The organism is Dysgonomonas sp. HDW5B (genome assembly GCF_011299335.1).
Classification (GTDB): Bacteria; Bacteroidota; Bacteroidia; order Bacteroidales; family Dysgonomonadaceae; genus Dysgonomonas_A.
This window is the reverse complement of record NZ_CP049858.1, coordinates 1778364-1797308: the sequence shown is the minus strand read 5'-3', so window position 1 is coordinate 1797308 and position 18945 is coordinate 1778364. Positions and strand designations below refer to the sequence as shown.

Here is an 18945-nt window from a genome sequence, read left to right as displayed (position 1 = left end):
AATATTTTATTATTCAACAGGTTCAAAATAAGTATCTCCATCTTTTGGGTCATACCACTCATTAATCCAAAACTGTGTATACAGTTCTTCATCACCAATATTTGTAATATTGTGTGTATACCATATCGGCATATCGACATAGGATGGTTCGGAACCATCAAGATAAAAATTAAGGACTTCATTGGATCCAATCTTGCGTAACTGAATACGAGCTTTACCTTTTATAACAGTAAATCGTTCAATTTTACGACTATGATAATGGTTTCCTCTAGTCACATTCGATTTAGTCGTTGAAAAAGAAACTTGTCCTCCAACTCCTAATTTAATTATCTCGACAAAAACCCCACGATCATCTTTATGTTGGATAAGATTAAAGGGGAAATAATTTTTATTATCAATATAAGAGCGAAATGTATTAAATAAATTCACATCATTCGCATCTTTAAGATTAGGTATAATACCTTTATCAAAATACTGTTCTTTAAAAATCTCAAATTTGGCCAATATGCCAGTTACGTTATTCTCAAAATCATATGGGACTAAAACCTGCTCAATTAAAGAAGATTCTCCAGCCTCATTATTACACTTGATTTTCTCAATTATATAACGACACAACGATCCAACATATATCAACCTAACAGAACTGTCAACTAATACAGAAGGTTGTTCTCCATGGGTTAACTTATAACAAAAGGTAGAAATAAAAGAATTATAGTTAGGTCTACCAAAAGGTCCAAATACATTAGGAACTACCAAACCTGTAAATGAAGCATTATTCCTCTTAGCCCATTGTTCAAATAAGCTGCGACCCTCCTTTTTTGACTTCCCATATAAATTATCTAATTCTTCTTGTGTCGAAGAAGAAAATAATAAGTAAGGCTTAGAGTTGGTTTTTTCCATAGCGGATATGAGTTGTTCACATAAACCAACATTAGTTCTATATAAAAAGTCAAGATCTTCGTGTCTATTCATTGCTGCTAAATGAATTATAACATCACATTGCCTCACGAAATTGTCTAGAGCAAGGGTATCTGAAAAGAAAATATCCTCAAAAGGTATTCGTTCTATCTCATTAGGTAATAATCCTAACTCATTATATAAATGAGTACCAACAAAGCCTGCCTGACCTGTAATTCCAACTTTTATCATTATAAATTTAGTATTTAGTCCAATCTACCCACAATGAAGAATCATAACGCCATGAATCATCCAGAGCATCTTTCATTTTTTTTCCTGAATATACCAATAGTATTGAATCTGGCTCATTTGCTTTTATACAATTTGCATAACCTTCAGGTAAACATATTATTTCACTCTTTTGAGCTGATAAATTAAAAACCTGTGGTTTTAAATTTACAGAAGGATTTTTCCAATTATCAATCTTAACAAAAGCAAGGGTAAATGAACCTTTTACGCAATAAAACCATTTTTTCTCGAACTGATGCGCATGCCATCCCCTAATAACTCTATCATTAGGGTGATGAATGAAATAACATCTTTGAACTCCTTCAAATGAAAAATCGTTAAGAGAAGTGATCATTCCACGGTCATCCTGATAAATTTCGCCTTCAATTAATCTAATTTCCGACATACTATTTCAGGTCTTCCTTTATAAAATCTAACTTTAACAACAATTCGGTCATTCCAGCAATATCTAAACGGGTAGTGTTATGAGAATGATAGTCATCAATTGATGAAATTTCGGCTTCTCCTTCTACAAAATATTTATCATAATTTAAATCTCTATTATCTGAAGGTATCTGATAATATTCGCCTAAATCACGAGCTTTGGCCATCTCTTCTCGAGTAACAAGAGTTTCGTATAACTTTTCTCCATGACGGGTACCTATTGTAAGTAATCTACTCTTTGAAGCATATAACTTTATCAAAGACTCTGCTAAAGTCTCAATAGTCGCCGCAGGAGCTTTCTGAACAAATAAGTCACCATTATTACCATGTTCAAATGCAAACAAGACAAGGTCTACAGCATCATCCAATGTCATCATAAAACGAGTCATTGAAGGATCTGTTACAGTTAAATCCTTACCCGCCTTCATCTGATCAACAAAAAGAGGGATTACCGAACCTCTACTAGCCATAACATTTCCATATCTTGTACAGCAAATAGTTGTCTGAGCATCCTCACCTAAGGAACGCGCTTTTGCGACAGCAACTTTTTCCATTAAAGCCTTACTCATACCCATTGCATTTATAGGATAGGCAGCCTTATCTGTACTAAGAACAACTACACGTTTTACTCCATGTTCAACTGCCGAATCTAGAACATTTTGAGTTCCTAAAATATTAGTATTTACAGCCTCTATCGGAAAAAATTCACACGATGGTACTTGTTTTAATGCCGCAGCATGAAAAATAAAGTCAACATTACGCATTGCATTATCAACACTACGTTTATCCCTAACATTCCCAATATAGAATTTAACTTTAGGATTTTGTAATGCATGACGCATATCATCCTGTTTCTTTTCATCTCTACTAAATATTCGGATCTCTTTTAGACCCGAATCTAAAAAGCGTTTCAAAACAGCATTACCAAACGATCCTGTTCCTCCGGTAATTAGTAGAATTTTATCTTTAAATAATTCCATATTATGTCTATATTTTCATTATATAATTTTTCAACATAAGTCCTTGATTAAAATAGTCAAAATACTTTGCTAATTTTAAACCTTCTTTCCCTACAATAAGAGCTTCATCGTAATTATCTAATATATATTTCAATTTATTAGCAAATAAATCTGCATCATCCGGTTCTACTAAATAGCCATTTACCCCATCTTGAATGTAGGATGGTATTTCTCCAACTTTAGTAACAATAACAGGTTTTCCTGTTGATAAATATTCTCCTAACTTTGAAGGAAAACCTCCCTCAGCTTGCTTGTTATCAGGTCTTGCTAAAGCAAGAATACTTGCAGATGAAAGCAATTTCGGCATAGCATCATGTGCCACAGCACCCGTGAATATCACCCTCTCCTCAATTCCTTTTACTTGTTCTTTTAAACTGATCATTTCTCTTTCAGAGGCTGTTCCAATAAGTAAAAGGTTAATTTCTTTATAATCTGCCTGTATTTTCTTAAAAGCTTCAATGAGAATGGGTACTCCATCTTTATTATCCCCCATATATCCACAATATGCTATATATTTAAAATTATATGGACTTTCTCCCTGATAATGAAATTTACCTGAATCAACTAATAAAGATAATTTAAGAATTTCTATTTCTGAAGGAACAAATTGACGATAATATTGTATTAAAGCATCTGAACAAGTTATAAACCCATCAGCATATTTCAGATTCTTCAAAAAATCAAACAGGCTTTTTTTCTTTTTATCTTCCTTTTTCCCATAAAGAACTTCATTTGAATATTCGGTTCTTTCAAATATTATTCTCCCCCCAGCTAATCTTATGAAAAAAGTATCTATAACAAAAAAAGGAGATTCTCCATATATTATTACAACATCTGTCGAGCTTATTTTAAATAAGTAAGAAAATGACTTAAACAACCTTAAAATATATTTTGAACGTGACTTAATATAAGGTAATAAGTTTATTTTTTCACAGTTTACGCCTAACGAAATTAGACTTTTAAGCTCTAAATCAGTTCTATTATTAGAAGCTCCTTCAAAATGTCCAATAATAAATACTCTTTTCAATCTATTCATTCTTATAAATTTACAAACCGCTTTGAATATATATTTCTTTATTATTTGTCTTGATACATTTTTTGATAATATTCTTGATAGTCCCCAGAGGTAACATTATCCATCCAACTTTGATTATCTAAATACCACTTTACAGTCTTTTCAATTCCTTCTTCAAATTGTAACGAAGGCTCCCAGCCTAATTCATTTTTCAGTTTATTTGAATCTATAGCATAGCGCAAATCGTGTCCTGCACGATCTGTTACATAAGTAATCAAAGAGTCTGATGTTCCTTCTGGATTTCCTAACAATCTATCCACTGTTTTTATAATTACTTTGATTAAATCAATATTAGTCCATTCATTGAATCCTCCAATATTATAGGTATCTGCTATTTTACCTTTATGGAAAATAAGATCAATAGCACGAGCGTGATCTTCAACATAAAGCCAATCTCTCACATTTTCGCCTTTACCATATACAGGTAACGGTTTATAATGTCTAATATTGTTTATAAAAAGAGGTATTAATTTTTCGGGAAATTGGTAAGGGCCATAATTATTACTACAATTAGTCACAATAGTCGGCAATCCGTATGTATCATAAAATGCCCGAACAAAATGGTCACTACTTGCTTTGCTAGCAGAATAAGGGCTATGAGGATCATAACTAGTTTCTTCAGTAAAAAAAGTTCCATCAAACTCCAATGTTCCATAAACCTCATCGGTTGATATATGATAGAATCTATTATTTGTATATGGTGTTTTCCACATTTCTTTCGCAGCCTGCAATAAAGCCAATGTCCCCATTACATTAGTTTGAGCAAACGTAAAAGGATCCTTTATGCTACGATCAACATGACTCTCCGCAGCCAAATGAATTACTGCATCAATATTATATTTACTATAGATATTAAGTATGGTCTCGAAATCGCAAATATCAGCTTTAACAAAGCTATAATTTGGCTTGTTTTCTATATCCACTAAAGTTGCTAGATTACCTGCATAAGTTAGTTTATCTAAATTTATAATATGGTAATCTGGATATTTATTTACAAATAATCGGACGACATGAGAGCCTATAAATCCAGCTCCTCCAGTGATTAAAATATTACGTTTAAAATCCATCTCTCTAGTTTTTTTTATTAATAGTATTAATGCATTTGACTAAGGAATCTTTCCAATACGGAACAGTATATTGAAAGTCTTTTTTCAACGCGGTTTTATCCAACACAGAAAATGTAGGGCGTTTAACTTTACTCGGAAACTCATCAGAATAGCATGGCTGAATATCACATGCTGTACCTGCAATATAGGAGATCTCTTTTGCAAAATCATACCATGAACAAACCCCTTCATTACTAAAATGGTATATCTTTTGTTTATTCTTATATTGGTCATTTTCTATTATATTAAATATAACAGAAGCCAAATCCCCGGCATAAGTTGGGGTACCCACCTGATCAAAAACGACTTTTAAAGAATCTTTCTCAGAAGTAAGCCTTAACATCGTTTTCACGAAATTATTACCATATTCAGAATAAAGCCATGCTGTACGAAATATTAAATAATTACATTCTACTTTTTGAATTGCTTCCTCTCCTGCTAACTTAGTTCTCCCATAAATACCTAATGGTTCTGTTGGATCGTATTCTTTGTAGGGTAAATTTTTATTACCTTGGAAAACATAATCTGTAGATATATGAATTAGTGTTGCATTACTCTCTTTAGTTGCTATTGCTAAATTTTCTACAGCTTTATTATTGATCAAATCAGCAGTAACGATATCATCTTCTGCTTTATCAACATTAGTATATGCTGCACAATTAACAATTATATCGATTTGATTTATTTTTATAAAATCTCGAATAGCATATAGATTAGTAATATCCAACTCTTCAACATCAGTAAAAAAACACTTCCCAGTTCTACTATTTGGAGCTAAGTTTCTCATCTTATTCCCAAGCTGCCCATTAGCTCCGGTAACTAATATATTCATATTCTAATATTGCTTTTCATTATAATCAAATAAATAGTCCAATTCTTGTAGCTTGGAATTCAACTTATCTTTTTCTGATAAAATAATTTTATCTATCGGAAGTTTCCAATCAATATTTAAATCGGGATCATCCCAAGCTAATGCTCCTTCATTTTGAGGCGAGTAATAATTATCACATTTATATTGAAAAATAGCATCATCACTAAGAACAACAAAACCATGAGCAAATCCTCTTGGGACAAAAAACTGACGTTTATTATCTTCAGTCAATTCAACAGAAGCGTACTTACCAAAAGTCGGAGAACCTTGACGAATATCAACAGCAACATCCAATACTTTGCCCTTTATAACTCGAACCAGCTTCGATTGAGCAAAAGGTGGTTTCTGAAAGTGTAAGCCTCTTAATACACCATAGACTGATTTAGATTCATTGTCTTGAATAAATCTTGTATTACATACCCGTTCTTCAAAAATATGTTGAGAATAAGATTCGAAAAAATAGCCGCGTTCATCTGCAAACACTCGAGGCTCTATTATAACAACACCCTCTATATTGGTTTTAATAACATTCATACCTTAATTGTCAATCGATTGATTTTAATAAATACTGTCCATATTGATTCTTGATCATTGGCTGAGCCAACTCTATTACTTTTTCTTTGGTGATCCATTGATGATCAAAAGCTATACTCTCAAGACAAGCAATTTTTAGGCCTTGTCTTTTTTCTAGAACTTCAACAAATGCGCCAGCTTCACTCAACGAATCATGAGTACCTGTATCTAACCAAGCAAATCCTCGTCCCAACAATTGAACTTTTAGTTCAAATTCTTTTAAAAAGACTTCATTAACTGTCGTTATTTCAAGTTCACCACGAGCAGAAGGCTTTATATTCTTTGACACATTTACAACTTTATTCGGATAAAAATACAGTCCTACAACAGCATAATTAGACTTAGGATTAATCGGTTTTTCTTCTAAACTAATGGCATTTCCTTCCTGATCAAACTCAGCTACACCATATCGTTCGGGGTCACTAACCCAGTAACCAAAAACAGTCGCTTTATTCTCTACATCAGCTGCTTTTACGGCATCCTTAAGCATATAAGTTAGCCCATGTCCATAAAAGATATTATCTCCAAGTATTAAACAAACAGAATCACCTCCTATAAATTCTTCTCCAATAATAAATGCTTGTGCTAATCCATCGGGCGAAGGTTGCTCTAAATACTCAAATTTTACACCAAAATTACTACCATCTCCAAGTAATCTTCTAAAACTAGGAAGATCTTCAGGTGTAGAGATAATAAGTATTTCTCTAATTCCAGCCAACATTAAAACTGATATTGGATAATAGATCATCGGTTTGTCATACACAGGCAGCAACTGCTTACTTACCCCCTTAGTTATTGGATATAATCGGGTTCCAGATCCCCCTGCTAAAACAATTCCTTTCATATTATTAGTTAGTATTAGTGTTTGTTTTTAAAAAATTTCGTATTAAAACATACCCACACGCACCTATAATCGTTAAGAAGATAAACCCTATAACAATTAATTTTTTATTTGGCTTTGCTGGTATTAAAGGCATAATCGCTGGTTGAATAGTGGTATATACAGGTGTTATATCCTGAACTTTAACCTTTGCTAACTGCAACTGTTGAGCCACCTGATTATATACACCATAAGTCAATGTCATCTCATTTTGTAGTCGTTCTTGGTTAACCCTATAACTCGCTAAAATAACATTTTGATTCTCATCGAGATACCTAGCATATTTTTGTTGGGCATCTGAATAATCTTTTTTTGCTTCGGCATATAAAGTCTCAGTAAAAGCTAAATCTTGCCTTGCTTTTTGAGTCCGATAGCTTATTATATATGATTGTAAATAAGATGTCAATGTATCAGCAATTCCCGCAGAAATATTAGGATCCTGCATCGTAGAAGTTAATGTTATTATTCCTGTTTTTTTATCAACTGTAAGGGTGATTCTATCCTTTAGATTATTGAAAACATCGGTTTGTTCTTTAGTTAAAGAGAAATTATTTATACTTTGTGATGCGACTGCTTTATTTTCAGTTGAAAATAATCCAATTATGCCACGTGGCAATTTCATTATTTTAGACCACCAAGCACTTCTTTGCTCATCCTTAATATAAAAGTATAGAGTCGTATCCACTTCATTGTCCAAGTCCTGAACTCTCACATTAAAAAGCCCCATAATAAAAGGCGTAGATTCTATAATATAAGGATATAGTTCCGGAGCTATATCACCATCAGGAGCATTACCTGATAAATTTATTCCAGCCATTGCTGCTAAAGCACCGGCATTACCAGTAGTACTTCCAGCATTGGCTTCAGGAGCAAGAATTACAGTTGTTGTATATTCTTTAGGAATACTAAATGCAACCACAACACCAACAACTAATCCAACAAGAGAAACTTTTAAAATAAATTTACGCTTTAGCCACAACTTTTTCCCTAAGTCTATTAAGTCTAACTCTTCCTCTGAACTAATTCCTTTCTCCATATTATTTCATTGTATTAATCAATACACCAATAAGACTAGCCATAGAAACCACACTTGTACTTAAACTAAGAATTTCCGGTAATGACAATTTACGAGCTTGTTCTTTACTCGGGATTATTATCTCACTTCCTGGTTGGATAGCATTTCTATCCCCTCCTTTAACCTTGCTAACCGTTCCATTCATATAGATAACAAATGATCTATTTTTCTTAGCATTATCAGAATATCCCCCAGCTTGATTAATGTAATAAGCCAATCTTTCATTTTGCTTATAAACAACTGTATTAGGATACATTACTGCACCATTTATTTTAACAGTATTATCATATTCAGGAACAATCAAACGGTCTCCAGGTCTCAAAACTAAATCATAATCTGAACCTGGGTTTAACAACGCCTTATCCAACTCTATACCCACACTATATGCATCAGAAAGGTCTAATGTTCTTACTGAAATAGAGTCCTTTCCTCCCTGATTCGCAACTTTTAACGCAGCTTGAGACCTAAATTTCTCCTCATCCGAGCGCATTCTGAGAAGTCTTGCACCTTTTGCATATGCATCAGGAGTTAAATTACCCGCTCTCTTAACAATATCTGAAATTCTTTCTGTTTTTCGATTTAAAGCATATGCACCGGGAAATAATAATTCTCCGTTTATAAAAACGTTTTGCTGTTCATGATACCCGGGACTACGTCTTACATAGACTTCGTCATAAGGTTTTAAAACAAAACCAGGATCTCCGGCAACAATATACCCATCTTTTAAACTAAATGTGTAATTTTCAGCTAATGTTCTATTTACAGTTTGACTATGAGGGTCAATAATTCGGCGAGCAATATCAACCCGAACAATCGAAGCCGATTCAAGTAATCCTCCTGCTTGTATAATTAAATCTTCTAAAGTTGTATTATCCGAATATTTGTAAGTTCCCGGACGTGCTACTTCACCATGAACCATAAAATCACCAAGTTCTTTCAGGTCATTTATAGACGGTACATAAAGAATATCATTCTTTCTTAAAACAATATCGTTTCCATTACCATATAATAATTCACGAATATCAACAGGTATTGTTTCTAATGTATAATCATCTCTTTCTCGGGTTAAAAGAGCTCTGTTTAGAAAAGCATCTCCACGAATACCATCTGCTGCTGCAATTAATTGTTTAACAGTAGTTATGTTTTTACCAATTTCATAATAACCGCTCCTATATATAGCACCTTTTATTTCAACTCTATTTTCATAAAGGTCAAGTCCAGCAGCAATAGTTATAGCATCTTTATCTCTTAGGATAAAACCTGAAAATTCATCCTCGCCTAATGTAAATATTTTACTTTCATTACCAGTTTCTCGAACAACCCTAATGCTCTTTTCATAAGCGTCTCCTGTAAAACCTCCCGCATAAGAAATAATATCTTTAAGAGATTCTTTTGAAGCCATTTCATAAAACATAGGTCGTTTCACTTTTCCAGAGATATTAACAAGTGAGATATAAGGAGGTACAATTATGACATCCCCATCTGTCATTCGTATATCATCATTCATTTTACCTTCTAATATATACTTATACACATCCAGTGTCCTTAGAAGTTTTCCATTTCTATAAAGTTTAATAGCACGCAAGGATCCTATTTTATTTACCCCTCCTGCTCTATATAGGGCATGAAAAACCGAAGATAAAGAGGATAAAGCATAAGTCCCCGGAGTAACTACTTCACCCATCACATTTATCTGTATAGTTCTAATTTGTCCCAGAGTTAAATTTATCTGAGTAGAACCGCCTCCATTATCTAAGCCCGAATATATATCTCCAAATTTTCTTTTAACATAGTCATTTGCTTCTTTCACACTCATTCCATTCAGAAAGAGTGGTCCCAACCGATCAACTGTAATACTTCCTTCTGCAGAAATCACCTGTCTAACAGAAGTTTGTGAAGCACCCCAAATATCAATAACAACTTCATCTCCGGGACCAAGTCGATAATCAATTGGAGTAGGAATATTAATATTGGGATTAAAGGTTAAGTTTTTAGCATTAAAAATATTTCTTCCAAAAACAACAATTGTATCAGAATCTTCTATTGCAACAGGACTTATATTACTATTAACCTGATCCAGATCTCCTGAATTCAATTCATCATCAACACTAGCTCTTCTGTCACGACTTAATTCTGCACTGCTTTTTGTACTGCTAACTCCTGAGGTCTGTTTTTGTTCTTGCTGCTGCTTAATTCTTTCAAGTTGTGTTTTTGTAACCCCTTGTTTCATCAAATTAGTAGCAATAACTTGCTGAGAGGTCCCTTTATCGGCCTCCTGCTTTACATAGTTAACAATTTGCTCATCTGACATTTGAGCAAACATTATATTGCTAGAGAGTAAAAAAAGAAACAAACAAAAGATAATTTTCTTCATATGGTTCATGTACACTTTTAATAGCTTATATGATTATAATTGTTTTTATTTTGATCCAATACTTATATACTCAAACCCCATATCGCGTAATTCTTTTCCATTATAGATATTTCGCCCATCTATAACTAAGGGGGTTTTCACCAATTTTTTGATTGCCGACCAAGAGGGCAATCTAAATTCATTCCATTCCGTAACTAAAAGAATAGCGTCAGCATCTAATGTAGCATCGTATATATCACTAGCATATTCTATTTTAGTTCCAATAGTCTTTTTAGCCTCATCTATAGCTATCGGATCATATGCACGAACTGTAGCTCCTGCTTCCAATAACATCTTTATCAATATCAAAGATGGGGCTTCTCGTAAGTCATCAGTCTTAGGTTTAAAAGATAATCCCCAAAGAGCTATAGTCTTTCCTTTTAAATTGCCTTTATAATAATTATTCAATTTTTTGAATAATACTGTTTTTTGATATTCATTTACTGCATCAACAGCCTTTAATACTTGCATCTTATAGCCATTGTCTTCAGCTGTTTTCACTAAAGCTTTTACATCTTTCGGAAAACAACTCCCGCCATAACCACAACCGGAATACAAGAATTTCTTACCTATCCGATTATCGGAACCAATGCCTGCTCTAACCATATTGACATCAGCACCTACAATTTCACACAGATTAGCAATATCATTCATAAAACTAATACGTGTTGCTAGCATGGCATTTGCTGCATATTTAATCATCTCTGCAGATGGAATATCTGTATAAATCATCCTATAATTATTTATAGTAAAAGGTTTATACAAGCGATCCATTACTTCTTTAGCTCTATCCGATTCAACACCAACAACAACCCGGTCGGGATGCATAAAGTCAGTTATTGCAGTACCTTCTTTTAAAAATTCAGGATTAGAAGCCACATCAAATATCAAATCCGACAGGCCTCTTTTATCTAATTCTTCTTGAATTGCTCGTTTAACAAGATTTGCTGTTCCAACAGGAACAGTACTTTTTGTAACAACGAGTATATACTTAGTCAGGTGTTGCCCAATTGTCTTGGCAACCTCCAGAACATACTGTAAATCTGCACTTCCATCTTGATCAGAAGGTGTACCTACTGCACTGAAAACAATATCGACATCATTAAGAATATCACTTAATTTTGTTGAAAACTGTAATCGCCCTGCCTGATAATTTCTAACAACCATATCATCTAAACCGGGTTCATAGATAGGAATAATACCTTTTTTCAGATTTTCTATCTTAACAGAATCAATGTCAACACAATGTACATTCATACCCATTTCTGAAAAACAAGTACCAGTAACAAGTCCGACATATCCGGTTCCAACAATTGCTATTTTCATAAAATTACCTAAGCCTTCTTTATTTAAAGGCTAACAAAAGTATAATATAATAAATAGAAAACAAAGTTTAATAAACAGATATCAAGGTTGATATTTAAACGAATATGGGAACTCCGACATCTACTACTAAAGTATTATTTTATCTTTGTCAATTATTTATATTTTAAATCAATAACCTTTAATATTATACAAGGTCATGGTTAATAAACGGATTTACTCCCTTTTTATTATTTTGTGTTTGTTTTTTATTCCTGCTACAGCACAAGAAGCAAATAGATGGGCATCTCAGATATCATATTTAAATGACATCCAAAGCATCGAGCAAAATGGAAATATCATCTATTCCCTTACTGATGGAAAACTTTTCAGCTATAACAATTCAGATGAAAGCATTGAACCATACATAAAAATCGATGGAGGAAATACAGATATAAAACATATTATCTATAGCAGTAAGCACAAGTGTTTGGTTATAACACGCTCTGATGCCAATATTGAATTACTCTATGATGATAAATCTTATGTAAATATCCCCGATTTAAAAAATACAACACAAAATATTGACAAGACAATCAATAAAGTATCCCTTTATGATGACTATGCATATATAGCTACCAACTTTGGGTTTCTGACAATTAATCTCTCGAAGAAAGAAGTCAAAGAATCAGGAGTTTTTAATGTTCCCTTTTACTCTATACTTGCTTATGAAAATAAGTTATACGCAGCCACCAAAGATGGAATTTTATATATTAATCTCACTGATAATGTACAAGACTTTAACTCTTGGAGTACTCTGGAGGTAAGCATACACTATACTGATCATACAGAAAAGGATAGCACATTTACAGATAGTGAGATTCGAGATATTGTAGCTTTCAAAAACCAGCTCCATTTTTTTGTTCCACAAAAAGGTATTTTCAGAATGGAGAATTCTACATCCGTAAAAAGTGTATTAAATGGGAATGGAATAAATTCGATGGAATATACCAACAATGATCATTTAATTGTATTGGGAACTAACGTTTTTTGGGACTTTGAGGATATAAATAAAAGTACGAAAATTAATATCGACGAAATAACAAGTATTATACCCAATGCCAATAAATCGGGTGAATATTGGGCTTCATCATCAGGGAATAACCTTTCATTAATAAAAATCAATGGAAACAGTTACGAATATATAAAAAGATGGATAGTACCATCAGGACCTGTCTCGAATTATCCTTTTTCGTTAACTCTTCAAAATCGCCAACTACTTGTAACAGGAGGAGGTTTTTACCTCGACCGAATGGGTAAACCGGCAAGTATATCGATTTATAAAGATTCGAAATGGACCAACATATATCCCGGTGATATAAGTGGACCAAGTGGATTTATTTCGCAGGATATTGTATATGCCATAAGCGAACCCACTAACCAGAATCATATATTTGCAAGTAGCTGGGGAGAAGGCTTGTATGAATTTGAAGGAACTAAGTTTCAAAACAGATATGATGAGTCTAATAGTACTATCGAGCCAATTCCGTTATTCAACTATAGGCGTGTAAGCGGAATGGTTTTCGACAAAAGCAACAACTTATGGTTACTCAATTCTATGGTCGAAAATATAATAAAGGTACGCCTTAAAAGTGGTGAATGGACTCAATTATATTATCCGGAAATTGCAAAGGCTTCTACAAACCCAAAAAACATTGTGATAGACAGATATTCAAACAAATGGGTCACTAGTATTGGCGATGATGCTTATTTATTCATTTTTAATGACAATGGAACAATAGGCAATACATCTGATGACAAAACCATATATATCAGCAAAACCAGCAATACCCCTTTTGTAGATCAAGACGGAAAAAGGCTCACCATATCGGCAATATATGCAATAACAGAAGATGTTAACGGAAATTTCTGGGTAGGAACCGATATTGGTCCATTCGTAGTATACAGCTCTAGTAATATATTTTCAAAAAATGTTGTCTTCAATAAAATAAAGATAGAAAAAGAATCAGGATCGAATGCTGTAACAGGACTACTTGAAGGTGTGGTGATAAATGCAATAGCAATAGATGGTGCAAACCGTAAATGGATTGCGACACAAACATCCGGTGTGTATTTAATAAGTGCTGACAATCAGGAAACACTAGAACATTTCACTTTAGACAATAGCCCTCTACCTTCCAACAATGTAATATCTTTGGCTATTGATTCTCATAATGGGACTGTATATATAGGCACAGAAAGAGGACTTATGTCATATGGAGGGGTTGCCACAGAAGGTTCGGAAAACTTTTCCAATGTATATGCTTATCCAAACCCTGTACGTCCTAATTACGAAGGATCTGTTACTGTTACCGGGTTACAAACAAACTCAAGAGTAAAAATAACTGACCTCAAAGGTAACCTTATAAACGAAGGAAGGTCTTTGGGGGGACAATATTCATGGAATATGCAAAACGCGAGAGGTAGGCGTGTTGACAGCGGTATCTATCTGGTATTCGGATCTTCAGAAGATGGGTCCGAAGGTGTTGTTACTAAAATAATGGTTGTAAACTAAGTAATTTTCAAATAGATCAGGCTATTATTCTCTAAAAATTAAAAATTGATTTTGCGATATATCATAACACATTGTAAGAGATAACACTTGCAGAAATAGTATAGTCTGTGAAACCTTAAAATTTCATTTCGCCAAAACATAGAGATTCCTTTAGCCGTTATAGAGAGATAAAAGAATCTTTGTTAGATAAAATAGTTCAATTTATTACTTTTGTAAATAATAAGTAAAAGAAAATATTTATTATAGTATTTCCAGGAAATAAACCAGAGTTACACGTATACTAATCAAAAGATCTAGATCCCAACTCTTATTTTCAATTAATAAGAATCAAAGATAAATTATCAACTTTTTTGAATTCTGACAATTTTCTATGCGACTTAAAAAAACAATAAATAGGTCAGGAACCTTAATTCGAAAACGAATGAATAAAATCATATATTTCATTTTAGCTATTGTATGTTTATGGTCTTGTAATTCTACAAAGCATATACCCGATGGTAGTTATTTACTAAAAACATATGATATAAAAGCAGATACAAAAGAGATTGATGCAAGCTACTTCGAGAGCTATATTCGCCAGCAACCGAATAATAAAATCAGGTTAATGATTTACAATATAGCAGGACAAGACACCAGCAAATGGCTTAACCGCATCATTCAAAAAGCAGGACAGGCTCCCATATTATACAATCCGCAACAAACCAAGAACTCGGCAACCCAAGTAGCCAGAGAACTTAGTAATATGGGCTATTTGAGAGCAGAAGTAGATACGATTCTCAAGGTAAAAGACAAAAAAGTATCGGTCACTTATAACATTCAGAATAAAGGAGTCTATACAATTCGTAATTACGATTACACTATTGATAACAGCACTATTGCCCGAAGCCTTGCTCCTGCCAAAAAATATACGAGTATAAAACCGGGAATAGCTTTTAATCAAATTGATTTAGACGATTCAAGAGATCATCTGACCTCCTACTTAAGGAATATCGGATATTATAAGTTTTCGAAAGAGCTTTTATATTATAAAGCCGATACAACTCTCAACGCTCATAAGGTCGATTTATTCTTATCACTTTATCCCCCTAGAGATAGCACTACATTCAAAAAGTTTAAAATAAGAAATGTTAGTATTTTAAGCGGATTTGACCCGATGGCCAAAGGCAACGAAAAATTATTCGCAGAAGTTGATACTGTCAATTATAAAGGAATAAAGATTATTTATGGAAAAAATAAGTTCCTGAGAAAATCAACTCTATATAGAAATAACTCTATCCGTCCAGGCAAAATGTATTCCGATATGGCGTTTACTCGCACAACAGGAGCTTTTAATGGTATCGGGGTTGTTAAACAAACAAGCATCCAATTTAATGAGGTAAGCAACCCAAATGACAGCGTACAATATATTGATGCATTAGTAACTATTTCACCGGGAAATACACACTTCTTTCAGACAGAAATACAAGGAACAAACTCTGCGGGAGATTTGGGTATTGCACCAAGTATAAGTTACCAGCATCAAAACTTATTCAATGGGGCAGAAATCCTAAAATTAAAACTAAGAGGAGCTTATGAGTTTATCTCAAATTCGAGTAATCCTGACATGGTCAACCAAAACTTTTACGAATTTGGTTTTGATGCGTCACTAGCGTTTCCTCAGTTTCTGTTTCCGTGGTTAAAACCTAAATGGAGAGATCTGCCTTCGGCCAGTACCCAAGTATCGTTAGGTGTAAATAATCAACATCGACAAGAATATACAAGGCAGTTTTTTAATGCAACGTTAACCTACAGATGGACATCAAAGCAAAATAAGTTTGCTCATACATTCAATCTCTGGGATATAAACTACATCCGTATGCCGTGGGCTTCTCCAGACTTCACAGAGCGCCTAAACAATACGAATAACCCTATGCTGAAAGAAAGTTACAAAAACCAACTGATTTCACGTACTACCTATAATATTACTTATACTAATGCCAACAGCAGAACCGGTCGCAGAACACCGCGAAATATATTCAGTATAAGGGCCGGAATAGACGTCAGCGGTCTTTTGCCTCGTTTGGCAACATCTTTCCATAATGCGTCGCGCGATAGCATCTCAGGAGCTAAACAAATATTAGGTATTGCTTATGCTGAATATATTAAAGGAGACATAAGTTTTGCACAAACGCATACCTTAAATTCCAAAAATAAACTAGCATATCATATCGGATTAGGAGTGGCAAATCCTTTTGGAAATTCAAATGTTTTACCATTCGAAACCCGTTATTTTTCAGGGGGAGCAAATAGTGTAAGAGGATGGGCTCCACGTGCCTTGGGTCCCGGTTCGTATGTTGCCGATACTTCCGGAGTGAACGACTTTGTGAATCAGGTGGGTGATATAAAACTGGATATGAACATCGAATACAGAACCAAAGTTTCCGAATATATCGAACTAGCGGGTTTTCTTGATGCTGGTAATATCTGGACTATAAAGAACTACAAGGAGTCTCAGCCCGACGGGCAATTCAGATTCAACAAATTTTATAAAGAAATAGCTTTATCATACGGGGCAGGTATCCGTTTCGATCTGGGATTTTTACTTATCCGTTTAGACTACGGTATCAGAGCCTATGACCCTGGACGTGAGATGAATGACCGTTGGGTTATTTTCAAACCGGCTCTCAACAGAACAGCCTGGCACTTTGCCATCGGGTATCCATTCTAAAAAATTATTTCAATATAAATTATTAAAAAATATACTCTCGCGAAATTTTAATAAAAACTATTAGTTCCAATTAATTTAATATAAGTATATTTGCGTGCAATAAAAATTTAAGGTATAGTCTTATGTCATTTATTGCAGATAAAATAGTTATGGATGGGCTCACTTTCGACGATGTACTGTTGATACCTGCCTACTCCGATGTTCTTCCCCGAAATGTCGACCTCTCGACAAAGTTCTCAAAAAACATAACATTGAATATCCCTTTTGTCTCAGCGGCAATGGATACTGTTACAGAAGCCAAGCTAGCTATTGCTATTGCCCGTGAGGGAGGTATAGGTGTTATTCATAAGAATATGACTATACAAGAACAGGCGAAGCAGGTAAAGTATGTGAAAAGAGCCGAGAACGGAATGATCTCCAATCCCGTAAGTATCGAAAAAGACAAAACCGTAGGAGCTGCTTTAGCTCTGATGGCTGAGTATAAAATCGGAGGAATTCCGGTTGTTGATACGGCCAATAAATTAGTCGGTATTGTAACCAATCGTGATTTACGTTTTCAACGAGATATGAGCAAGTTAATTGCTGATGTAATGACCAGTGAAAACCTGATTACAACCAAACAATCGACTGACCTCGAAGCTGCTGCCGACATACTGCAACATCACAAAATCGAGAAACTCCCTGTGGTGGATGCTCACAATACATTAATAGGACTTATTACATACAAGGATATCACCAAAGCAAAAGATAAACCTTTTGCTTGTAAAGATGAATTTGGTCGTCTTAGAGTAGCAGCCGGTGTGGGTGTCACTCACGATACACTGGAACGTGTAACTGCTTTAGTAGAAGCTGGAGTAGATGCCATCGTAATTGATACGGCACACGGTCATTCGAAAGGCGTAACCGAAGTATTAAGACTTGTAAAGAAAACATATCCGGATGTAGACGTTGTAGTCGGAAATATAGCCACAGGCGAAGCTGCTAAATATTTAGTTGAAGCCGGAGCCGATGGTGTAAAAGTAGGAATCGGTCCCGGATCGATCTGCACCACACGTGTAGTAGCAGGAGTAGGCGTTCCCCAATTATCAGCAATATATGACGTAGCCAAAGCTCTCGAAGGAACAGGTGTTCCATTAATTGCAGATGGTGGACTTCGCTATTCGGGAGATATAGTAAAAGCGCTTGCTGCCGGAGGATACTCTGTAATGATGGGATCCCTATTAGCCGGAGTTGAAGAGTCACCGGGAGAAACAATCATTTTTAACGGACGTAAATTCAAGTCATATCGCGGCATGGGTTCATTGGAGGCTATGGAGAAAGGTTCTAAAGACCGCTATTTCCAAGATATGGAAGCCGATATAAAGAAACTTGTTCCCGAAGGTATTGCTGCACGCGTACCATTTAAAGGAACGTTATTTGAAGTTGTTTACCAAATGTTAGGCGGATTACGTGCAGGTATGGGATATTGTGGAGCAAAAGACATAAAAACACTTCACAAAGCCAAATTTACCCGCATCACCAATGCCGGTGTTGCAGAGAGTCATCCACATGATGTAGCTATAACAAGCGAAGCTCCAAATTACAGTAGAGGCGAATAAAAAAAGATATAAAGACAGAGAAAAACGGTTTCAATTTAAAATTGAAGCCGTTTTTCGTTTCATATACGTTTAACAATACTATCTTTGCCTATCAAATAGCTTTACTCTAAACTATAGATTTT

At 34.4% G+C, this 18945-nt stretch carries 14 protein-coding genes; 3 read left to right on the top strand and 11 right to left on the bottom strand.

Going from position 1 to position 18945, the window contains the following annotated elements; all coding sequences use genetic code 11:
- Window positions 1-9: 9 nt before the first annotated feature.
- Genes G7051_RS07330 through G7051_RS07280 form a run of 11 tightly spaced genes read right to left on the bottom strand, consistent with a single transcriptional unit; the run spans window position 10 to window position 11967 of the window.
- Window positions 10-1149, bottom strand: coding sequence for an NAD-dependent epimerase/dehydratase family protein (locus G7051_RS07330; RefSeq protein WP_166199244.1), 1140 nt, complete (start codon window positions 1147-1149; stop codon window positions 10-12).
- A 7-nt stretch (window positions 1150-1156) separates the two neighbouring features.
- Complete coding sequence (locus G7051_RS07325; RefSeq protein WP_166199243.1) at window positions 1157-1591, bottom strand: WxcM-like domain-containing protein; 435 nt, start codon at window positions 1589-1591, stop codon at window positions 1157-1159.
- A gap of 1 nt (window position 1592) precedes the next feature.
- Complete coding sequence (locus tag G7051_RS07320) at window positions 1593-2609, bottom strand: polysaccharide biosynthesis protein (protein WP_166199242.1); 1017 nt, start codon at window positions 2607-2609, stop codon at window positions 1593-1595.
- Between the two features lie 7 nt (window positions 2610-2616).
- Window positions 2617-3684, bottom strand: coding sequence for a glycosyltransferase (locus tag G7051_RS07315; protein WP_166199241.1), 1068 nt, complete (start codon window positions 3682-3684; stop codon window positions 2617-2619).
- A gap of 41 nt (window positions 3685-3725) precedes the next feature.
- Entirely contained in the window at window positions 3726-4790 is a 1065-nt protein-coding gene (rfbB, locus tag G7051_RS07310) for a dTDP-glucose 4,6-dehydratase (RefSeq protein WP_166199240.1), read from the bottom strand.
- A gap of 4 nt (window positions 4791-4794) precedes the next feature.
- Window positions 4795-5661 carry a dTDP-4-dehydrorhamnose reductase gene (rfbD, locus tag G7051_RS07305; RefSeq protein ID WP_166199239.1) on the bottom strand — a complete coding sequence of 289 codons (867 nt, stop codon included), beginning with the start codon at window positions 5659-5661 and terminating at the stop codon, window positions 4795-4797.
- A 3-nt stretch (window positions 5662-5664) separates the two neighbouring features.
- Window positions 5665-6234, bottom strand: a complete 570-nt coding sequence (rfbC, locus tag G7051_RS07300) for a dTDP-4-dehydrorhamnose 3,5-epimerase (RefSeq protein ID WP_166199238.1) — start codon at window positions 6232-6234, stop codon at window positions 5665-5667.
- A 10-nt stretch (window positions 6235-6244) separates the two neighbouring features.
- A complete protein-coding gene (gene rfbA, locus G7051_RS07295) occupies window positions 6245-7117 on the bottom strand; it encodes a glucose-1-phosphate thymidylyltransferase RfbA (protein ID WP_166199237.1) in 873 nt (290 codons plus the stop codon).
- A gap of 4 nt (window positions 7118-7121) precedes the next feature.
- A complete protein-coding gene (locus G7051_RS07290; RefSeq protein ID WP_166199236.1) occupies window positions 7122-8189 on the bottom strand; it encodes a Wzz/FepE/Etk N-terminal domain-containing protein in 1068 nt (355 codons plus the stop codon).
- Window position 8190: 1 nt separating this feature from the next.
- Window positions 8191-10602 (bottom strand): SLBB domain-containing protein, encoded by a 2412-nt coding sequence (locus G7051_RS07285; RefSeq protein WP_166199235.1) that lies wholly within the window; start codon window positions 10600-10602, stop codon window positions 8191-8193.
- 45 nt (window positions 10603-10647) lie between these two features.
- Window positions 10648-11967, bottom strand: a complete 1320-nt coding sequence (locus G7051_RS07280) for a UDP-glucose/GDP-mannose dehydrogenase family protein (RefSeq protein ID WP_166199234.1) — start codon at window positions 11965-11967, stop codon at window positions 10648-10650.
- A gap of 196 nt (window positions 11968-12163) precedes the next feature.
- On the opposite strand from G7051_RS07280, the gene G7051_RS07275 reads away from it, so the two are divergent.
- From G7051_RS07275 to guaB, 3 genes are all read left to right on the top strand, one after another.
- Window positions 12164-14518 (top strand): two-component regulator propeller domain-containing protein, encoded by a 2355-nt coding sequence (locus tag G7051_RS07275; RefSeq protein ID WP_166199233.1) that lies wholly within the window; start codon window positions 12164-12166, stop codon window positions 14516-14518.
- Window positions 14519-14939: 421 nt separating this feature from the next.
- Complete coding sequence (locus tag G7051_RS07270) at window positions 14940-17225, top strand: BamA/TamA family outer membrane protein (protein ID WP_166199232.1); 2286 nt, start codon at window positions 14940-14942, stop codon at window positions 17223-17225.
- Between the two features lie 122 nt (window positions 17226-17347).
- Window positions 17348-18823, top strand: coding sequence for an IMP dehydrogenase (gene guaB, locus G7051_RS07265; protein WP_166113180.1), 1476 nt, complete (start codon window positions 17348-17350; stop codon window positions 18821-18823).
- Window positions 18824-18945 lie beyond the last annotated feature (122 nt).

What these genes read in the sequence shown, in the direction of transcription:
- guaB (WP_166113180.1), top strand. Translation starts at nt 17,348, where the DNA reads ATGTCATTTATTGCAGATAAAATAGTTATGGATGGGCTCACTTTCGAC.
- G7051_RS07280 (WP_166199234.1), bottom strand. Translation starts at nt 11,967, where the DNA reads ATGAAAATAGCAATTGTTGGAACCGGATATGTCGGACTTGTTACTGGT.
- G7051_RS07320 (WP_166199242.1), bottom strand. Translation starts at nt 2,609, where the DNA reads ATGGAATTATTTAAAGATAAAATTCTACTAATTACCGGAGGAACAGGA.
- rfbA (WP_166199237.1), bottom strand. Translation starts at nt 7,117, where the DNA reads ATGAAAGGAATTGTTTTAGCAGGGGGATCTGGAACCCGATTATATCCA.
- rfbB (WP_166199240.1), bottom strand. Translation starts at nt 4,790, where the DNA reads ATGGATTTTAAACGTAATATTTTAATCACTGGAGGAGCTGGATTTATA.
- G7051_RS07325 (WP_166199243.1), bottom strand. Translation starts at nt 1,591, where the DNA reads ATGTCGGAAATTAGATTAATTGAAGGCGAAATTTATCAGGATGACCGT.
- G7051_RS07275 (WP_166199233.1), top strand. Translation starts at nt 12,164, where the DNA reads ATGGTTAATAAACGGATTTACTCCCTTTTTATTATTTTGTGTTTGTTT.
- G7051_RS07315 (WP_166199241.1), bottom strand. Translation starts at nt 3,684, where the DNA reads ATGAATAGATTGAAAAGAGTATTTATTATTGGACATTTTGAAGGAGCT.
- rfbD (WP_166199239.1), bottom strand. Translation starts at nt 5,661, where the DNA reads ATGAATATATTAGTTACCGGAGCTAATGGGCAGCTTGGGAATAAGATG.
- G7051_RS07270 (WP_166199232.1), top strand. Translation starts at nt 14,940, where the DNA reads ATGAATAAAATCATATATTTCATTTTAGCTATTGTATGTTTATGGTCT.
- rfbC (WP_166199238.1), bottom strand. Translation starts at nt 6,234, where the DNA reads ATGAATGTTATTAAAACCAATATAGAGGGTGTTGTTATAATAGAGCCT.
- G7051_RS07285 (WP_166199235.1), bottom strand. Translation starts at nt 10,602, where the DNA reads ATGAAGAAAATTATCTTTTGTTTGTTTCTTTTTTTACTCTCTAGCAAT.
- G7051_RS07330 (WP_166199244.1), bottom strand. Translation starts at nt 1,149, where the DNA reads ATGATAAAAGTTGGAATTACAGGTCAGGCAGGCTTTGTTGGTACTCAT.
- G7051_RS07290 (WP_166199236.1), bottom strand. Translation starts at nt 8,189, where the DNA reads ATGGAGAAAGGAATTAGTTCAGAGGAAGAGTTAGACTTAATAGACTTA.